The organism is Staphylococcus sp. 8AQ, from assembly GCF_902506595.1.
Taxonomy (GTDB): domain Bacteria; phylum Bacillota; class Bacilli; order Staphylococcales; family Staphylococcaceae; genus Staphylococcus; species Staphylococcus pasteuri.
Genome location: NZ_LR733871.1, coordinates 1,002,183 through 1,021,009 on the forward strand (window position 1 = coordinate 1,002,183; position 18,827 = coordinate 1,021,009).

Genomic DNA, 18,827 nt, shown 5'->3' on the forward strand with positions numbered 1-18,827 from the left:
GACGTTTTAAGAAATGGAAAATAAATGATTTTGGATAAATAAAAAAACTGTGAGCAATGATTTAACATTACTCACAGTCTATAAATGGTTATAAATAAAACCTATGGTATTACTAATGTTTGACCATCATGGATATCATTACCACTTATACCATTTGCTTGTCTAATTTTTTGAACATTGGCTGGTGAACCACTGCCATAATATTGAATTGCAATTCTGTATAAGTTTTCTTTACCATTAACAGTATGTGTTTGTTTACCTTGTTGGCTATTACTGCTTTGACTATTATTTGATTGTTGACCGTTTTGTTGAGAATTTTGACTTTGGCCATTTTGGTTATTGCTGCTATTTTGACTATTTGTAGCTTGAGAATTAGCACTATTACTATCATCATTTGAGCTATTACTACTTGAGCCATTGTCGTCTGAATCTGAATCAGATGCTGAATTACTATTTGAAGAATCATTTGATGTTGCTTTATCTTTATCAGAATCACTTGATTTATCTTTGTCTTTAGAGCTATCTTTATCTTTTTTGCTATCTTTGTCTTTGCTTGTATCATTATTTTTCATGCCGTCTTTGCTGTCTTCATTAGCTACTTTATTATCATTATTTCCACTATTGTTGTGGTTATTTAAAGCCATACCAGCAAAAATAGCTATAGCACCTAAAATTAATACAGCAGCGATAATTGGTAAGATGATCTTCATGAAGCCGCCCTTTTTCTTACCATGATTATTATCATCATGGTCATGATCATCATTATGATTGTTATCATGGTCATGATCTTTTGCTTCATTTTTATCATGATGATGTTTAGCTAACCCAGCGGCACCTGCAGCCCCAGCAGCACCTGCTCCTACTGCAGCCGCTTTTTTACCTTTGCCTGATTTTTCGTTATCTTTTTTAGGTTCGTTGTTATCATCTTTATGATCGTGTTTGTCATCATGCTTATCATCGTGTTTTGAATCATGTTTGTCAGCATGCTTATCATTTTTATCGTGATGATGTTTAGCTAATCCGGCTGCACCTGCAGCTCCAGCAACTCCTGAGCCTGTAGCGGCAGCTTTTTTACCTTTGTTATCTTTCTTATCTTGACGGTCAGCATCTTCATGACGAGTATCTTCATCTTTGTGACCACGTTGATCATTGTCATGATCTTTTAAGTTATCGTCATGTTGTTTATCATTTGTTGTATCATGGCTATCACTATTTAGATGCTTATCATCGTGTTTTGAATCGTGTTTGTCAGTATGCTTATCATTTTTATCGTGATGATGTTTAGCTAGTCCGGCAGCACCTGCAGCGCCAGCAACCCCAGCGCCTGTTGCAGCAGCTTTTTTACCTTTATTATCTTTTTTATCTTGATGGTCAACATCTTCATGACGAGTGTCTTCATCTTTATGACTACGTTTTAATGTTTCGTCTTGTCGAGAGTCTTTGTCAGATTCGTGGTTTGAAGTATTGTCATGTGTTGTTTCTTGTCTGTGATCATTATTTACTGTTTGATGCTCTTGTGATTTGCTTGAAACATCCTTAGATGAAGCATCATAGTTTTTGTTGTCTCCGTTATGTAATGATGTATCATCGAATCTATCATCTAATGAGCCATCTTGGTTAGAACTAGTTTGTGATTCAGATTGACGATTATTATTTGTAGCGACATCTCTACAACGTTTACGTCTCTGCGCATTTCTTGGTGGGAATTGTTGATTCGCTTTTTCTTCTACTTTGTCTGTAGGTTTGTCTTCATGATGTTCGTTTGAAGATGTCTGTTCTTTATGATCTTCTGAGTCTATAGATTGACGATTCTTTTCAAAATCATCTTTGAAGTTATTATTAGACACATTCATCATCCTCTCTATTTTAATTTTGTTTTGATACATAAACTATACCCACAAAATAAATGATTATGTATGTTAATCAAGAATTTTTAAAGGTATTAAAGAATTGTTCATAGATTAATTATAGCTTGAATATTTCGTTAAGCAAAATGAAATCTATAGCTCTAATAAATTTTGAAGCTTTTCTTTATAATTTAGCTTACGTTTTACCTTTTTACGGTTAATGACTTTAATTTCAGATAGTTCTGTATCATTATCACAACATTGATTTGGGATTTCTGGTTGTTCATTAAAAAATTCTAATAAATATTTACGACGACATTGATCTAATTGTTTATAACCTAACATTCTACTATATCCTAATTTCTTTCGTTTATAAGATTGATCAAAAATATAATGAAGTTTAGCAATAGTATATTGATTGTACAATATGGACAAAATAGTTTCTTTCTCCGGAGGTATAAATTGACCTAGTTCAAATTGATTAATATCTTCGGGCGTAATTCTATCTGCAAATAAAATAGTTTCTAATATATATGCATCGTCAGGTTGATATAGACTTATAGCTTGGCTTTGACGACCATCTCGACCCGCTCGTCCAATTTCTTGTAGATAATTAGATGGACTTGAAGATAAATGGAAATGTATCACTGTTCTTATGTCTTTTTTATTTATACCCATGCCAAATGCGCTTGTTGCGACAATAACGGGTATATCATTATTTAAAAATTGTTGTTGAACAGTATGTCTCTCTTGATAACTTAAATCTCCATGATAAATACCAGTTAAAAAACCAGAATCATATATTAGATTAGCTAAAGTTAAGCACATTTTTTTAGATGACACATATATGATTGTGGGTCCGGTAGACGTAAGTTGTGGTAAAAGCCAATTTATTTTTTCTTCGTCAGATGCAAAATTCATATGTCTTAAAGAGATGTTTAGACGATTCATACTTGTTTTAACTGTATGAAGATTAACATGTAATATTTCTTTTAAATCATTTTCTAAATGTGGTGGTGCTGTGGCTGTTAAAGCTAGAATTGTTGATGATTTAAAATGAGAAGTGATTTTTCCAATTAGAGCATAATGTGGTCTGAAATCATAGCCCCATTCTGATAAACAATGGGCTTCATCGAGAACGATTAAACCAAAATCAATATTTGCAATCAGTTTGAAGTTTTGAGGTTGTAAAATAAATTCCGGACTAAGGTATATAAATTTACTTTGATTAATCTTTTTAAAATTTTGTCGTTTTTCATTTTCATCCATACCTGAGTGTATACAACTAACGGCATGTTCTCCATTTAATTTCATTTGCATAACTTGATCATCCATTAATGAAATTAGAGGTGAAATAACAAGTGTAGGTTTTTCTAAAATATATGTAGGTAGTTGATAACATAAGCTTTTACCGCTGCCTGTTGGCAATATGCCAAGTGTATGTTGTTGATTTAAAACACTAGTTATTATTTCTTCTTGTCCGGGTTTAAATGAATCAAATCCAAACCATTGTTTAAGCTTCTCTTGTAGCAACTATGTCACCTCTTTCTATACCAACAATCATCAATTTAATTTGAAAGTACGATAGTTTAGAGAATTGTTGTTTATATTCTCGAAGTTTCAATCCTATATTTGAGCTATAGTAATTTATAAAAATGTCTTTTTCGGATAAATCAATAAATGTTTCATAATCGTGCATATATCCTTTTATAAATAATTCTAATAAGTGGTCTTCTATAGTGTTAATTTTAACGTTTTGAATAGTTGCAATTTCTTGGGGTGATTGACCTTGTTGTATTTGTCTGTATGTCATTTTTGTTTTGTTTAGTAATGTAGGTAAAATAATTGTCTGATGTAGTGTGGGATAATCGTTATTATTTTCTAGTTCATACATCAGGTCTACTAATTGATTCATTTCCAATTCAAATAATTCTTCTTGGCTTATGGATTCTATTAAACTTACTTGTTGTCTAGTATACATAGGCTCTTCATAGCCTTGTAAATAATAATGCAAATAAATATGGTCATTTTTACTTGCTAATTTATCAAATAGTTGATGAATTTCGTTATAAACTTGTGTTTCTAGCTGCTGTTCTCTGATTAGTTTGTATATATCTTTAACACGTTGTTGTATGTATGTTTGTTGAGCAACAGGGACAAATTTATATGCTTGATGTTGACTTTGGGAAACTGTTTGAATCAGTAACTGTATACAATTAAATGTCTTAATAAGACTGTCATAAGTAAATCTAGGATGCATTTTAATTTCGTATAAAGCATCATAATTATCTAGTTCATTTAAATATCGCTCAAAAGACGGATATTTTAATCGGGGTAAACTATGATATAATGACAAAAGTTGTTGACTACAAGCGTCGAAAAATGTTTGATGAGATTTCTTTCCCATCAAAATATTATATATACTTTTATTTGTTTTGTAGTTGAATGCATGTTGATAAGCATGTTTGATAATTTGATACAAAATGAACCCTCACTCTATAAAACGAATATATTGAAAATTAGACTATCGATGTCTACAATAGTAGTATTGTAATTACTAGTGTAGCATTTTTTTCAAAGGAGGCGAATGAAATTGGCTAAATATACAATCGTTGATATGGATACTTGTATTGCATGTGGTGCATGTGGTGCAGCAGCTCCAGATATCTATGATTATGATGACGAAGGTATAGCATACGTAATCCTTGATGATAACCAAGGTACTGCAGAAGTGCCTGAAGAGTTATATGAAGATATGGAAGATGCACTAGAAGGTTGTCCTACTGACTCTATTAAAATTGAAGAAGAGCCGTTCGATGGTGACGCGCTTAAATTTGAATAATAAATATTTAAATCTCCCTATCACATTTTGTGAAGGGAGATTTTTTAGATCGTCGACAAAGTTATTGACTTTGCAGGCAGCTTTATATGTATATATTTTCCCAAGGTACAGTTTCGGCCTAAAATTCTATACAGATAAATCTGTAAGAATTTATTTAGTCTTCAACTAGTACTGTTCCTTTGGGATTCAGCACATAAATACTGACCTATATTTTTATATTATAAATGTATATTATTTTTAACTCTGTTATATATGAAGAAGAATATCAGTGAAATAACAATTCCTTTAATAATATTGAAAGGAATAACACCAGATACGATAATTACTTTTAGGTTATGGACAATGTCTGTTAAGTTAAATATCATACCGTAAAGTGGTAGTAAAACGAAATAATTTAAGATACTTAACACGATTGTCATAACAATTGTACCGACAATAAGTCCCATTGTTAAAGATTGATTACTACGTTTATTTTTATAAATATAGTAAGCAGTTAATAGGAAACTTGTAATTGCAAGGAAGTTGGCAACTGGCCCAACTGGATCTCCCATGTTAAAGAAAAAGTTAAGTAAGTTCTTAATAAAAGCGACAATTATACCAGCTACTGGCCCTAATAAAAATGTAGCTAGCAATGTAGGTACATCACTAAAATCTAAAGTTAAGTATGGTGGTAAAAATGGCAATGGAAATTTAATGAAAGTTAGTACAAATGCCACAGCACTTAACATACTTATTGTAATTAAACGTTTGTTTTGGTTTTGTTGCATATTAAATTTTCTCCTTTCATTCATCTTGCTAGAAAAGGAGGAAATTTGCACAACAAAAAACCTCCATCTTCTCCCATCCAGACTATACTGTCGGCTTCAGAATCTCACTGAATCAAGCAAGAAAAACGCATATATTTATACATAGTGTTCTTCTAGCGTCGCAGGCTTTATTTACTGCCGGTTGGGAATTACACCCGACCCCGAAGATGAATTGAATATTATTTTTTTATTTAAATATATCATACATGATAACTCTGTAATGCACAATGCGTTTGCTTGTTAGAGTGTTGATATCATTCCTAATAGTGACACTAAATAAATTGATATGGATTTCTAATAGTTTGTATTAGTAATTTAAGTTTGAAATCCAAGTTATACATTTTTAATATCGCACTCAAAAAAGCACTAAGATGATTTCATGTTAATCACCTTAGTGCTTTTAGCTTGTTAATTATATTTTGGACTGATCAATTTTAGGTAATTTAATAATAAATGTAGTACCTTCTCCTAGTTGGCTTTCTACTTCAATAGAACCACCATGCTCCTCAATGATCATTTTACATATAAATAGTCCTAAACCAGTACCTTGTTTACCTCTTTTTCTTGAGGCGTCTACTTTATAAAAGCGGTCAAATACTTGTTGTAAATGTTCTGGAGCTATACCAGTACCTGTATCTTGAATGCGTAAAATATCTTGATTGTCATTTACATCTGTAGTAACTGATATAGTGTCGCCAGGTTGAGTATATCTTGACGCATTATCTATCAAGTTAGTTAATACTTGATCCATTCTATCCATATCATAGCTCCATAAATTATCATTGTTCACATCGAAATACATGTTTAATTCTAAATCAGTAGCTTGTTGGCGGTATTTCATATTCATCTTATTTAATAAATCTGAAATAGGTTGTATTTCTTTTTCTACTGATAAGCCTTCTGCATCCATACGTGCAACATTTAATAATTCATTAACTAATCGATTTAATCGTTTAGATTCATCTAGAACAATAGCTAAGGATTCATGAATCTCGTCAGGTTCTGTCACTATACCGTCTACAATAGATTCAGTATATCCTTGTAATAGCGCTATTGGAGTACGTAACTCGTGAGATACATTAGCTATGAAATCTTTTTTCATTTGATCTAAATTATGTTCATTTGTCATATCACGAATAATCGCTACAATACCGCTTCTTCCATCATTTTGGATTCTATCAATATAGCTCATAATAACGACGTAGTATCTTGTATTAGCTTCCAATTCTTGGAATTGTGTTTCTTTTGTATTAAAGGTTTGTTCAATTTGTTGTTCTATTGATTCAACAGCACATTCATCTAAGTTATGGAAGACTTGGTCTGCCATTTTATTAGATATAATGATTTCTTTTTGCTCATTAATACCTATTACACCTTCAACCATTGAATTAATTAAACTATCACGTATATTCTTAGATGTTGATAATGCTTCAACATGCTCTTGAATTTCAAAACTCATGTTATTAAATGCACGAGACAATTCACCAATTTCGTCTTTTGTAGTAACAGATGTAATTTGTGAATAATCACCTTGCGATACTTTTTGAGCTTGATTTCTAAGTTGACGTAAAGGTTTTGTGATTCGTGATGATAAGAAAAATGCAAAAACAGTACTAACAGCTAAGAATATAATTGCTGTTATTAATATAATGATAGTAATCGCATTATTTGTATCCTCAATAGATTTTAAATCTTTAAAAATGAATACACCACTATAGTTTGAATCACTATCATCTTGAGCTTTCATTGGATAACCAACAAGTATATAAGGATGAGATTTCCCATTTTCATTAATAGTGACATTACGTGTTAATGGTTCACCATGTTCAAATACATTATTAAATTCTTTATTATTTTTAATTTCTTTAAGCATGGATTGCTTTGATGATGACGTTGTTTGTTGATAGGCAGTGTTATTATTTTTCATAATAATTAAACCACCTGGATTATCTATTAGCGTTTGACTATTTTTAATGGCTATATTTTGATTTTGAGAGCTTTCTACTAAATGACTAATTCGTTTGGCGTCTTCTTTAATTGAGTCTTCAGCTTCTTGAGTATAATAATATTGAATAAACGTAATGAGCGCGGCACTTAATAAAATTAAAACTGTCGTTACTATAAAGATTATAGTTAACCACAGTTTTATTACTACACTATTTAGCCGGTTCATCGTTAGCATTAACCTCAAATTTGTAGCCGACTCCCCAAACCGTTTGTATCATATGAGCTGCGTCACTTGATACTTTGTTAAGTTTTTCTCTCAATCTTTTAACATGCGTATCTACTGTACGCAAATCGCCATAGAATTCATAATGCCAAACTTCTTTTAATAATTGTTCTCTTTCAAAAACTTTGTTAGGTGTTTTTGCTAAATAAATTAAAAGTTCGTATTCTTTTGGCGTTAAATTTACCTGTTCATTATCAGCTAATACTCTATGTGCATCGTTATCTATAATTAAATGATTAAATTCAATTACATCTCTTGCATGAGGTTCACTTTTCTCAGGTGTTGTTGATTGTGTTCTTCTTAATAACGCTTTGACTCTTAATACCACTTCTCTTGGTGAGAATGGTTTTACAATATAGTCGTCGGCACCTGACTCAAATCCTTCAACACGATTTGTTTCTTCACCTTTAGCAGTAAGCATTATGATAGGAGTATCTTTATGCTCACGTAATTGAGTGGCTACTTCGATACCGTCCAATTCCGGTAACATTAAATCTAGAAGAATGCACGCATAATCATTTTCCATTGCAAGTTGTAAAGCTTCTTTACCATTACTTGCTTCATGTGTTTCAAAAGATTCTCTTTCTAAATAAAGCTTTAGTAATCTTCTGATTCTGTCTTCGTCGTCAACGATAAGTATTTCATTCGTCATAATACTAATTTACCTCCCACACATGCTGTTCATTTCATTTGTTATTATAGCATATGAAATAATATTTAAGTTAGTATTTAAAATAACTTTGTGAAAAAAATCTCAAACATTACTCTCTACTATCTTATACATTACCATTTTCAGCTAAATGTCTAATAGTTTTAACTTCATGTGGTGTAAGTACTCGCCCTTCACCAGCATTTAACCCTTTTAAATCTAACGGTCCAAACTGGATACGAGTTAATTTACTAACTTGATGGCCGAAATGTTCAAACATACGACGTACTTGTCTATTTCTACCTTCACTTATTGTTATTTCCACTAATGTAGTATTCTTGTCTTTATCTTGATTTTTAACTTTAACTTGAGCTGGTTGTGTAAACCCATCTTCAAGTTCAATACCTTTTTCTAAAGCTTTCACTTCTTCACGCATCAAATAACCTTTAAGTTTAGCTACATATTTCTTTTTAATATGGTATCTAGGGTGTGTCATTAAATTAGTAAATTCACCATCATTAGTTAACAATAATACACCTGATGTATCGTAATCTAATCTACCAACTGGGTATATACGTGTTTCGATATCTTTAAAGTAATCAGTAACAACTTTACGACCACGATCGTCAGATACACTCGTAATAACTTGAGCTGGTTTATTAAATAAAATATAAAGTTTATCTTCTTGTTCTAATTTAATTCCTTCAACTTCTACAGTGTCAGAACTTGAGACTTTAGTTCCTAATTCAGTAACTACTTGACCGTTTACTTTAACCTTGCCATCTGTAATTAGTGTTTCTGCTTTACGGCGTGACGTATAACCACTACTTGCAATTCTTTTTTGTAATCTTTCTAATTCTTTACTCATTTGTATCTCCTTTTTGATTTATCAAGTTACTAAAGAATGCGTCCATTTCTTCGTCATCTTCTTGAGTGGTTGGTAAATCTTCTAATTTTTCTATACCAAATACATTTAAAAATAGATTTGTTGTAATTAATTGTTGACTACGTGAATTTTGGACTTCTTTTGCTTCAACTAGACCTCTTGCAATAAGTGTTTTAACAGCGCCGTCAGAATTGATACCTCTAATCATTTCAATATCGCTTCTAGTTAGTGGTTGATTATAAGCAATGATAGATAAAGTTTCCATCGCTGCTTGAGATAATTTCATTTTAGACTTCTGCTCTATGAGGGCTTCGATATAATTTGCCGCTTCTTTCTTAGTAGTAAGAACACAAGTTGTTCCAAATTGTTGAATGATGAGACCATTTGACTCATAAGTTTCGATTAACTTTTTTAATTCATCTTCATTTACTTGTAATATTTCGAGCAACTGTTTAACTTCTAGTCCTTCATCACCAGAGGTATATAACAAAGCTTCTAATATGCCGTGCTTATTCAACGCTGTAATTCACTCCTCTTAAAATGTTAATATCATCAAAATTATGGTGTTGTTCAATATTAATGATACCTGATTTAGACATTTCTAAAATTGCTAAAAAGTGTGTGACCACTTGTTCGATTGGTTCTGTAAATGTAAATAGACTAAAGAAATTAAATGATGCATTGTTCTTTAATCTATCAGTTACTTGATGTGTAGCTTGTTGAATTGTAAATGTTTCTTTTCTGATTTCTACTGAATGAGGTTTATTAATTTCAACACGATTTTTAACACGTTGATAAGCGACTATTAATTCGGTTAAGTCAATTGTATTAGATGGATCCCATGATTCATCTGTTTCCAAATGTGATAAATCAGTTGGATGTTTTGTATAATAATAATCACGTTCTGCTTTCATGTCATTTAGAATTTCAGTGTATTCTTTATAATTTTGGTATTCAATTAACCTACCTACTAAATCTTCACGAGGGTCTTCATCTAAGTCTAAATTTTCTTCTGATTGTGGTAATAATAATTTACTTTTTATCATTAATAATTCAGAAGCCATAACCAAGTATTCGCTAGCAACGTTAATTTCTAATTGATTCATAGCGTGAACATACTGCATGTATTGTTCTGTTAAAGATTTCATAGGTATATCATAAATATCTATTTCAAATTTTTGAATTAAATGTAATAACAAATCTAGAGGACCATTAAATGCGTCCAGTTTTACTTCATACATAGTATCTACCTCATATTGCAACTTATGTGCATATTTCACTAAAATATTATAGCATGAATTTATATAACTTTTAAAATTAAGGTGAAAATCAGATGGAACAAGCATTAATTCAGTTTTACTATCAGTTTCATAAAAATCAACATTATTTTTTATGCCATGATATTTTGGAAGAAGCGTGGAAAGAAAATAATGATTACAGTAAACAAGATGCTGTTGTAAGTTTAATCTTATGTGCAACAGCATGCTATCACTATAGAAGACGTAATTTCAAAGGCGCAATAAAATCTTTTAATAAAGCAAAGCAAGTGATTACTCATGCTTCACGAAAAGATCAAATGACACTTCATTTAGACATTGCCATGTATATTCAATTGCTTGAAATGCAAATAGATAGAGTTGAACATCAATTACCATTTATACCTATCCAGTTACCAATAAATATTCAAATGTTAAATCAATTAGAATTAACATTTCCAGATTATTACTTTATGTCCACACCTGTAAAAAATGAAAACATTGTTCATCATCATTTGTTGAGAGACCGTAGCGAAGTAGAATTAGCTAGACAAGCGGCATTAGAAGAAAGACATTATAAAATAAAAGATATTGATAATAAGAAAGACCAGTAATATAGGTGTATTTACCCTATTATTACTGGCCTTTTATAATATAATAACTATGCTCTAGGATGATATTGATTATATATTTTTCTGACTTGAGATTTTGATACATGTGTATATAACTGAGTTGTTGAAATATCTGAATGTCCTAGCATCTCTTGTACTGCACGTAAATCAGCACCATTTTCAAGTAAATGAGTAGCAAATGAATGTCTTAGTGTATGTGGTGTTAATGTTTTGTTGATATTAGCTTTAAGACCATTTTGTTTAATCATTTTCCAAATACCTTGTCTTGATAATGGTTTCCCATGCATATTTAAAAATAAAACATTCGTTACAGTTTGTTTTAATAATTGAGGTCTAACTGTTTCGATATAAGTCGTTAAATAATCTATAACTGTATCACCTAAAGGAACAATACGCTCTTTATCCCCTTTACCAAATACTCTTACAAAGCCCATCATTAAATTAACGTCTTCAATTTCAATTTGTATCACTTCAGATACCCGCATACCAGTTGCATAAAGTAGTTCTAACATTGTGCGATCACGGTAGCCATTATTTTTATTTAAATCTGGTGCATTTAATAATTGAATAACTTCGTCGACTTCTAATACGTCTGGTAATTTTTTCTCATATTTGGGCGTTTCGATTAATACTGTAGGATCTTTTGCAGCATATTTTTCGCGTAATGCAAATTGGTGAAAACTGCGTATTGTTGAGATGAAACGTGCAATAGATTTTGAAGATTGACCTTGATCTATTAAATAACCTAAGCATTCTTGAATTATTTGTCGGTCTACAAAGTCAATATTCGCTATTTTTTGTAGTTCTAAAAACTCTTTGTATTTATTTAAATCTCTTCGATAAGCACCAATTGTATTTACGCTTAATCCTTTTTCAATTTGTATAAATTTTAAATACTCTTCTATGATTGTATCTATCATAAAGCACCTCTTTTGAAGCGGTGGCTTCTTAATTAAATTACTTCACCATTAGAGATATAAAGACTTTCTCAGTTAATAATGCAATATGATTGTATTATTGGCTGTGTAATTATCTATAGTGAGAATAATCTTTATTATTTCTGTTCGGATTGCTTTTTAGCTTGGCAATCTGAACATACACCGTGGAAAGTTAAGCGGTGATCTAAAATTTTGAAGTTAAATTCTTTTTCAACACGATTTTCAACTTCTGGTAATAGGTCTTCTTCAATTTCTTCTACTTTACCGCATTCCATACAAACTAAATGGTGATGGAAATGTTTAGCGCCCTCTTTACGTAGATCAAAACGTGCAACCCCATCACCAAAATTGATTTTATCTAAAACTTTTAATTCTGCTAATAATTCTAAGGTACGATATACAGTTGCTAAACCTATTTCTGGAGATTTATCTTTAACTTTTAAATATACATCTTCGGCACTTAAATGGTCTTTCTCATTTTCTATTAGAACTCTTACAGTAGCCTCACGTTGTGGAGTTAATTTATATGAAGACTGTTGTAATTGTTGCTTCACGCGATTTAATCGTTCTTCCACGGAAGCCTCACTCCTCTACTAAGAATTATAATCATTTTAATCTAAAGTATGATTCACAATATAAATTACCAGTATTCTCAATAAAACGCAAGGATATTCCTTTATTATTTAGAATGATTATAATTTAATAATAGATGCTGAAGTGCGATAATTGTTTTCGCATCTTCAATTTCAGCGTTTTGCAAGGCTTTTCTCACTTCTTCAATTGAGAATTTATGAACTTCAACGAATTCATCGTCATCTAGATTCATTTCGCCTACTTCTAAATTATCAGCAAAATAAATCGTTAATTTCTCATTTGAAAAGCCAGGAGAACCATACATATCAGTAACATACTGTAAATCTTTAGCAATGTATCCTGTTTCTTCTTCAAGTTCTCTTTTTGCTGCTTCTTCACGTTCTTCATCTTTTTCTAATTTACCCGCAGGTATTTCAAGTAGTGGTTTTTCTACTGGTTTTCTAAATTGTTTTACAAGTAATACTTCATTTTCAGGAGTAACTGCACATATTGCAACTGCGCCGTTATGATAAATCAATTCACGTTTAGATGTTTGTCCATCGGGTAATTCAACATCGTGGATTTCTAAATCTATAATTTTACCATTATAAATCACAGTTCTATCTATCGTTTTTTCGTTAAATTCCATTTATAATCACGGTCCTTTTAAATGTTTTAATAAATTGATAAACTTAATGCGTTAGTTAAAGTGTATCGAAAGGAGAAACTACATGCAAAAGAATATTTTGAAAAGTGGTTTAGAAATTTCTGAGTTAGGTTTAGGTTGTATGAGTTTAGGTACTGATTTTAAAAATGCCCAACCTATTATTGAAAGTGCAATCGAAAACGGTATTACTTATTTTGATACTGCAGATATGTATGATCAAGGTATAAATGAGGAAATCGTTGGCAAAGCATTGAAACAATATCAAAATCGAGATGATATTGTCATCGGTACAAAAGTTGGAAATCGACTCACTGAGGATGGTAATATCACTTGGGACCCATCTAAAAAGCATATTAAAGAAGGCGTAAAAGGTTCATTACAACGTCTTGGATTAGATCATTTAGATTTATATCAATTACATGGTGGTACTATAGACGATCCATTAGATGAGACAATCAGTGCATTTGATGAATTAAAACAAGAAGGTGTCATTCGAGCATATGGTATATCTTCTATTCGCCCTAACGTTATAGACTACTACTTAAAACATAGTCAAATTGAAACATTGATGTCTCAATTTAATCTAATCGATAATCGTCCCGAAAGTCTATTAGATGATGTTCACGAAAAGCAAGTTAAAGTATTAGCTAGAGGTCCTGTATTTAAAGGATTACTAACATCTAATAGTAATAATGCATTGGATAAAAAGTTTGCTGATGGTATTTTCGATTATACAAATGATGAGTTAGGAGAAACAATTGCATCTATTAAAGAAATTGAAAGTAACCTTACTGCCCTTTCATTTAATTACTTAACTTCTCATGATGCATTAGGTTCAATCATTGTTGGTGCAAGTAGTGTTGAACAATTAGAAGAAAATGTTAAGAACTACTATAAAGATGTTAGCTTAGATCAAATTAAAGCTGCAAGAGAACGTGTGAAAGACTTACAGTATACACAACATTTAAAATAAATTAATTATAGTTTGAGCCATTAATTGATGTCATATAACATTGATTAATGGCTCTTTTTCTTTTATGAATTATATTCTATTTACTTAGTGATTCGTTTTATTCTTAAACAATGAAGAAAAATGTTTCTCTAAAAATCTTGGAGCTAATTGATATAGTTTTAACATATTGTGCATCCATGATGGTTGGTTAATTTCTTCTTTCTCTAAAATGATACCTTCTACTATTCTAGAAGCTAGTTGTTTCGAATTAATCATGATTGAGCGATATTGATTAAAATAAGATAATGACGGATCAGCTTTTTGATGAAAAGGTGTATCGATTGGACCTGGGTTAACAGTCATCACATGGAGATGTGGTTCTTCTAATCGTAAAGCATTAAGAATTTGGTTAAAAGCAGCCTTAGATGCACCGTAATGTGCTGCATGCGCTTGTGTGACAAAAGCAGCTTGGCTTGAAATGCCTATAATATGTGCGTGTTCTACTAGATGAGGTTTTAGTATTTTAAAAAGTAAATTGAAGCTAATGATATTTATATTATACGTTTCTATGATTTCATCGGTTGTATGAGCCGATAAAGATTTAAAATATCCTAAACCAGAACTATACACTAGTCCATGAATTGGAGATTTAATTTTATTCGATAAAGCCCTAATATCATTTTGATTTTGTAAATCACATTTTAAGACATCAACCAAATAGGATTGAGAACCAAAATTGATTTGCTGAAATTTTTCAATATTACGTGCAAGAATTGTTACTTTAGCACCTCTTTTAATAAGTTGATGTACAATTTCTAATCCCAGTCCACTTGTTCCTCCTGTAACTATATAATGTTGTCCTATCATGTTTAATCCCTCCTTCGTATATACCGTTTACAATTTATGTTACTATATATTTATATTCTTAAAGTATCATTATTTTATAATTAAAATGAAGGTGATGTGAAGTATATGAAACTTGTATTTTATGGTGCTGGTAATATGGCACAAGCGATTTTTACAGGTATAATAAACTCTAGTAATTTAGATCCTAATGACATTTATTTAACTAATAAGTCTAACGAGAAAGCTTTAAAAGATTTTGCTGAAAAATTAGGTGTCAATTATAGTTATGATGATGAAGCATTACTTAAAGATGCAGATTACGTATTTTTAGGCACTAAACCCCATGATTTTGAAGCTTTAGCTGAGAGAATTAAAGATTCAATTACAGAAAATAACCGTTTTATTTCTATTATGGCTGGATTATCAATTGATTATATTAGAGAACAATTGAATACTAATAATCCTTTAGCACGTATTATGCCTAATACTAATGCCCAAGTAGGTCATTCTGTAACAGGTATAAGTTACTCTAACAATTTCGGTCCTAAATCTAAAGATGAAGTTAATGAATTAGTTAACGCATTTGGTTCAGTTATTGAAGTTTCAGAAAACCATTTACATCAGGTAACAGCTATAACTGGAAGCGGACCTGCATTTTTATATCATGTATTTGAACAATATGTTAAAGCAGGTACTGAATTAGGTTTGGAAAAAGATCAAGTTGAAGAGTCTATACGTAATTTAATTATAGGTACGAGTAAGATGATTGAACGTTCAGATTTAAGTATGGAACAATTAAGAAAGAATATTACTTCTAAAGGTGGTACAACACAAGCTGGTTTAGATGCCTTATCTCAATATGACTTAGTAGCTATTTTCGAGGATTGTTTAAGTGCAGCTGTTGATCGCAGTGTTGAATTATCTAAAACTGAAGATTAATTTATTATATACTAAAACGCCGCAGAATTTGTCTCTGTGGCGTTTTAAATTTAAATTTTGAATGAGTCAAAATCATTAACGAATGTAAAGTTAGGTGTGTCTGTGGTATTTTTCAACTCATTATAAACTTCATCAATATATTCTTTTGTATATCTATTGCTCATATGTGTTATCAAACTTTGTTTAACATTTGCTTGGCGCATCAGTTCAAAGACATCATCTATATGACTATGATGATAGCTATTTGCGAGCGTCTTTTCCCCTTCAATATATGTTGCCTCATGTACCATAACATCTGCATCTTTCGCTATAATATGTTCGTTATGACATGGCTTGGTATCCCCAAAAATAGCAACGATTGGTCCAGATTTAGCATTTCCTTTAAACTGATCAGATTGGTATATCTTCCCATTAAATTCAAAAGTATCATTCATTTTAACTTCTTGATATTTAGGGCCAGGCTCGAGACCAATTGATTTAAGTGATTCTACGTCTATAGTTCCAGGTGTTGTAGGTGTTTCTAATCGATAACCGTATGACGTTATCCCATGATTTAAAATTTCAGCATGTACTGTAAAACCGTCATGATGATAATCTAAACGTTCATCGATTTCTATGTATGTAATTGGATAATTGAGATGTGATTCTGACAACGATAATGTTGTTTCTACATACTGTTGTATTCCTTTAGGTCCAATTAATGTAAGAGGTTTATTTTCTCCACCTTGAAAGGACCTACTCGTTAGTAATCCTGGAAGCCCAAAAATGTGATCTCCATGCATATGAGTAATAAAAATATGATCAACTTTACCTAATTTTATTGAATGATGAAGAATTTGATGTTGGGTACCTTCTCCTACATCAAACAACCAAATTGAATTGGAATAGGGTTCTAGATTTAAAGCAATTGCTTGCGTATTTCTCTCTTTAGTTGGTAGTCCGGCACTAGTACCGAAAAATGTGACTTCCATGCTCACACCTCCCTCTCTTCGATTCATTCTATCATATATAATGACAATTTTTATAATAAGAAATAAAATATAATTATCAATATTCCATTTGAGTACAACGTATTAGTTTTAATTTCATATCATAGTTTTACACATGTTTGTGAGTCGTATAATTTGGTAAATATGTATGATATCGATTATCATTTATTTAAATGATAAATTGCTTATGAACTTTAATAAAGCATATTATATGACCATAAGTTTTCTTTATCATATAATATAATAATCATATATCTTTTATAGAATTGAGGTTTTATTCTTGAGTACAAAACAAAAACACATACCTTGTTTAATTACAATTTTCGGAGCAACTGGTGATTTAAGTCATAGAAAGTTATTCCCTTCCATTTTCCATCTTTTCCAACAAGACAACTTAGATGAACATATAGCTATTATAGGGATTGGACGTCGTGATATTAGTAACGATACATTCCGTGAACAAGTTAAAGCGTCAATCCAAAATCACGTTAAAGAAACACAACGAATTGATGAATTCATGGAACATGTGTTTTATCATAAACATGATGTGAGTGATGAAGAAAGTTATCAATCATTACTAGAGTTTAGTAATCAATTAGATACTCAATTCAGTTTAAAAGGTAATCGTCTGTTTTATCTTGCTATGGCGCCACAGTTTTTCGGAGTCATTTCAGATTATTTAAAATCATCTGGATTAACTAATACTAGTGGTTTCAAACGTTTAGTTATTGAAAAACCATTCGGTAGTGATTTAAAATCAGCAGAATCACTAAACAATCAAATTCGTCGTTCATTTAAAGAAGAAGAAATTTATCGTATAGACCATTACTTAGGTAAAGATATGGTTCAAAATATTGAGGTATTACGCTTTGCTAATGCAATGTTTGAGCCTCTTTGGAATAATAAATATATTTCTAATATTCAAGTAACATCTTCAGAAATTTTAGGTGTAGAAGATCGTGGCGGCTATTATGAATCTAGTGGCGCTTTAAAAGATATGGTTCAAAACCATATGTTACAAATGGTTGCTTTATTAGCTATGGAAGCCCCTATTAGTTTGAATAGTGAGGATATACGAGCTGAAAAAGTTAAAGTATTAAAATCATTGCGTCAATTACGTCCACAAGATGTTAGAAAGAATTTCGTTCGTGGACAATATGGCGAAGGAGTAATTGATGGTAAACAAGTTAAAGCTTATCGCGATGAAGATCGTGTTGCAGAAGACTCTATTACACCTACATTTGTATCTGGTAAATTAACTATCGACAACTTTAGATGGGCAGGCGTACCGTTCTATATTAGAACTGGTAAACGCATGAAATCTAAAACGATTCAAGTCGTTGTAGAATTTAAAGAAGTTCCAATGAACTTATATTATCAAACTGACAAATTATTAGATTCAAACTTATTAGTTATTAATATTCAACCAAATGAAGGTGTATCACTACATTTAAATGCTAAGAAAAACATTCAAGGCATTGATACAGAACCTGTACAACTTTCTTATGCTATGGGTGCACAAGATAAAATGAATACAGTTGATGCATATGAAAATTTACTTTTCGATTGTCTTAAAGGCGATCCAACTAACTTTACTCATTGGGAAGAACTTAAATCAACTTGGAAATTTGTTGATGCTATTCAAGAACAATGGTCAATGGTGGAACCAGAATTCCCTAACTATGAATCTGGTACGAACGGTCCATTAGAAAGTGACTTACTACTAAGTAGAGATGGTAATCATTGGTGGGACGATATTCAATAAAAAGTTTAAA

19 protein-coding genes and 1 riboswitch are annotated in these 18,827 nt (G+C 31.1%); of the genes, 5 read left to right on the top strand and 14 right to left on the bottom strand.

All coding sequences use genetic code 11. The features are described 5' to 3' along the window. Positions 1-101: 101 nt before the first annotated feature. The 3 genes from ebpS to GVY01_RS04885 form a co-directional block, all read right to left on the bottom strand. Positions 102-1,847 carry an elastin-binding protein EbpS gene (gene ebpS / locus GVY01_RS04875; protein WP_159333662.1) on the bottom strand — a complete coding sequence of 582 codons (1,746 nt, stop codon included), beginning with the start codon at positions 1,845-1,847 and terminating at the stop codon, positions 102-104. 153 nt (positions 1,848-2,000) lie between these two features. Next, positions 2,001-3,380: a RecQ family ATP-dependent DNA helicase gene (locus GVY01_RS04880; protein ID WP_017637954.1), complete on the bottom strand. Its 1,380-nt coding sequence runs from the start codon at positions 3,378-3,380 to the stop codon at positions 2,001-2,003. Further along, complete coding sequence (locus GVY01_RS04885) at positions 3,361-4,329, bottom strand: helix-turn-helix domain-containing protein (RefSeq protein WP_017637953.1); 969 nt, start codon at positions 4,327-4,329, stop codon at positions 3,361-3,363. Before GVY01_RS04885 ends, GVY01_RS04880 begins: the two co-directional genes overlap by 20 nt. Positions 4,330-4,440: 111 nt before the next feature. Between GVY01_RS04885 and GVY01_RS04890 the strand changes: the two genes are divergently transcribed. Next, on the top strand, positions 4,441-4,689 hold the full coding sequence (locus GVY01_RS04890; RefSeq protein ID WP_017637952.1) for a ferredoxin: 249 nt from the start codon (positions 4,441-4,443) through the stop codon (positions 4,687-4,689). Between the two features lie 218 nt (positions 4,690-4,907). On the opposite strand, the gene GVY01_RS04895 is transcribed toward GVY01_RS04890, so the two are convergent. The 6 genes from GVY01_RS04895 to GVY01_RS04920 form a co-directional block, all read right to left on the bottom strand. After that, positions 4,908-5,456 carry an ECF transporter S component gene (locus GVY01_RS04895; protein WP_017637951.1) on the bottom strand — a complete coding sequence of 183 codons (549 nt, stop codon included), beginning with the start codon at positions 5,454-5,456 and terminating at the stop codon, positions 4,908-4,910. 61 nt (positions 5,457-5,517) lie between these two features. Then, a riboswitch (FMN riboswitch) is annotated at positions 5,518-5,668 on the bottom strand. 239 nt (positions 5,669-5,907) lie between these two features. After that, positions 5,908-7,668, bottom strand: a complete 1,761-nt coding sequence (locus tag GVY01_RS04900) for an ATP-binding protein (RefSeq protein WP_017637950.1) — start codon at positions 7,666-7,668, stop codon at positions 5,908-5,910. Next, the gene (locus GVY01_RS04905) at positions 7,652-8,377 is read right to left on the bottom strand and encodes a response regulator (protein WP_017637949.1); all 726 of its coding nucleotides are present in this window, start codon (positions 8,375-8,377) and stop codon (positions 7,652-7,654) included. Before GVY01_RS04905 ends, GVY01_RS04900 begins: the two co-directional genes overlap by 17 nt. Before the next feature lie 124 nt (positions 8,378-8,501). Continuing rightward, positions 8,502-9,242, bottom strand: coding sequence for a pseudouridine synthase (locus GVY01_RS04910; protein WP_017637948.1), 741 nt, complete (start codon positions 9,240-9,242; stop codon positions 8,502-8,504). Further along, entirely contained in the window at positions 9,235-9,777 is a 543-nt protein-coding gene (gene scpB / locus GVY01_RS04915) for an SMC-Scp complex subunit ScpB (protein WP_159333663.1), read from the bottom strand. The genes GVY01_RS04910 and scpB overlap by 8 nt, the downstream gene beginning before the upstream one ends. Beyond that, on the bottom strand, positions 9,770-10,501 hold the full coding sequence (locus GVY01_RS04920) for a segregation and condensation protein A (RefSeq protein WP_017637946.1): 732 nt from the start codon (positions 10,499-10,501) through the stop codon (positions 9,770-9,772). Before GVY01_RS04920 ends, scpB begins: the two co-directional genes overlap by 8 nt. Before the next feature lie 92 nt (positions 10,502-10,593). Between GVY01_RS04920 and GVY01_RS04925 the strand changes: the two genes are divergently transcribed. Beyond that, complete coding sequence (locus GVY01_RS04925) at positions 10,594-11,130, top strand: DUF309 domain-containing protein (protein WP_017637945.1); 537 nt, start codon at positions 10,594-10,596, stop codon at positions 11,128-11,130. A gap of 47 nt (positions 11,131-11,177) precedes the next feature. Here the strand turns inward: GVY01_RS04925 and xerD are convergent, their stop codons facing one another. From xerD to GVY01_RS04940, 3 genes are all read right to left on the bottom strand, one after another. Beyond that, positions 11,178-12,065, bottom strand: a complete 888-nt coding sequence (gene xerD, locus GVY01_RS04930; protein ID WP_026083518.1) for a site-specific tyrosine recombinase XerD — start codon at positions 12,063-12,065, stop codon at positions 11,178-11,180. Positions 12,066-12,202: 137 nt separating this feature from the next. Continuing rightward, positions 12,203-12,661: a ferric iron uptake transcriptional regulator gene (gene fur, locus GVY01_RS04935; protein ID WP_017637943.1), complete on the bottom strand. Its 459-nt coding sequence runs from the start codon at positions 12,659-12,661 to the stop codon at positions 12,203-12,205. Between the two features lie 104 nt (positions 12,662-12,765). Continuing rightward, positions 12,766-13,308 carry an NUDIX domain-containing protein gene (locus tag GVY01_RS04940; RefSeq protein WP_017637942.1) on the bottom strand — a complete coding sequence of 181 codons (543 nt, stop codon included), beginning with the start codon at positions 13,306-13,308 and terminating at the stop codon, positions 12,766-12,768. Positions 13,309-13,390: 82 nt separating this feature from the next. On the opposite strand from GVY01_RS04940, the gene GVY01_RS04945 reads away from it, so the two are divergent. After that, positions 13,391-14,299 (top strand): aldo/keto reductase, encoded by a 909-nt coding sequence (locus GVY01_RS04945; RefSeq protein ID WP_017637941.1) that lies wholly within the window; start codon positions 13,391-13,393, stop codon positions 14,297-14,299. A gap of 84 nt (positions 14,300-14,383) precedes the next feature. Here GVY01_RS04945 and GVY01_RS04950 read toward each other — a convergent pair whose 3' ends face one another. Continuing rightward, on the bottom strand, positions 14,384-15,145 hold the full coding sequence (locus GVY01_RS04950; RefSeq protein WP_017637940.1) for an SDR family NAD(P)-dependent oxidoreductase: 762 nt from the start codon (positions 15,143-15,145) through the stop codon (positions 14,384-14,386). A gap of 105 nt (positions 15,146-15,250) precedes the next feature. On the opposite strand from GVY01_RS04950, the gene proC reads away from it, so the two are divergent. Beyond that, positions 15,251-16,063: a pyrroline-5-carboxylate reductase gene (gene proC / locus GVY01_RS04955; protein ID WP_017637939.1), complete on the top strand. Its 813-nt coding sequence runs from the start codon at positions 15,251-15,253 to the stop codon at positions 16,061-16,063. A gap of 50 nt (positions 16,064-16,113) precedes the next feature. On the opposite strand, the gene rnz is transcribed toward proC, so the two are convergent. Further along, complete coding sequence (rnz, locus tag GVY01_RS04960) at positions 16,114-17,034, bottom strand: ribonuclease Z (RefSeq protein WP_017637938.1); 921 nt, start codon at positions 17,032-17,034, stop codon at positions 16,114-16,116. A gap of 298 nt (positions 17,035-17,332) precedes the next feature. On the opposite strand from rnz, the gene zwf reads away from it, so the two are divergent. Then, positions 17,333-18,817, top strand: a complete 1,485-nt coding sequence (gene zwf, locus GVY01_RS04965) for a glucose-6-phosphate dehydrogenase (protein WP_017637937.1) — start codon at positions 17,333-17,335, stop codon at positions 18,815-18,817. The last annotated feature ends 10 nt before the right edge of the window (positions 18,818-18,827 follow it).

What these genes read in the sequence shown, in the direction of transcription:
- rnz (WP_017637938.1), bottom strand. Translation starts at nt 17,034, where the DNA reads ATGGAAGTCACATTTTTCGGTACTAGTGCCGGACTACCAACTAAAGAG.
- GVY01_RS04950 (WP_017637940.1), bottom strand. Translation starts at nt 15,145, where the DNA reads ATGATAGGACAACATTATATAGTTACAGGAGGAACAAGTGGACTGGGA.
- GVY01_RS04945 (WP_017637941.1), top strand. Translation starts at nt 13,391, where the DNA reads ATGCAAAAGAATATTTTGAAAAGTGGTTTAGAAATTTCTGAGTTAGGT.
- proC (WP_017637939.1), top strand. Translation starts at nt 15,251, where the DNA reads ATGAAACTTGTATTTTATGGTGCTGGTAATATGGCACAAGCGATTTTT.
- GVY01_RS04920 (WP_017637946.1), bottom strand. Translation starts at nt 10,501, where the DNA reads ATGTATGAAGTAAAACTGGACGCATTTAATGGTCCTCTAGATTTGTTA.
- GVY01_RS04900 (WP_017637950.1), bottom strand. Translation starts at nt 7,668, where the DNA reads ATGAACCGGCTAAATAGTGTAGTAATAAAACTGTGGTTAACTATAATC.
- GVY01_RS04910 (WP_017637948.1), bottom strand. Translation starts at nt 9,242, where the DNA reads ATGAGTAAAGAATTAGAAAGATTACAAAAAAGAATTGCAAGTAGTGGT.
- GVY01_RS04895 (WP_017637951.1), bottom strand. Translation starts at nt 5,456, where the DNA reads ATGCAACAAAACCAAAACAAACGTTTAATTACAATAAGTATGTTAAGT.
- GVY01_RS04940 (WP_017637942.1), bottom strand. Translation starts at nt 13,308, where the DNA reads ATGGAATTTAACGAAAAAACGATAGATAGAACTGTGATTTATAATGGT.
- GVY01_RS04925 (WP_017637945.1), top strand. Translation starts at nt 10,594, where the DNA reads ATGGAACAAGCATTAATTCAGTTTTACTATCAGTTTCATAAAAATCAA.
- GVY01_RS04905 (WP_017637949.1), bottom strand. Translation starts at nt 8,377, where the DNA reads ATGACGAATGAAATACTTATCGTTGACGACGAAGACAGAATCAGAAGA.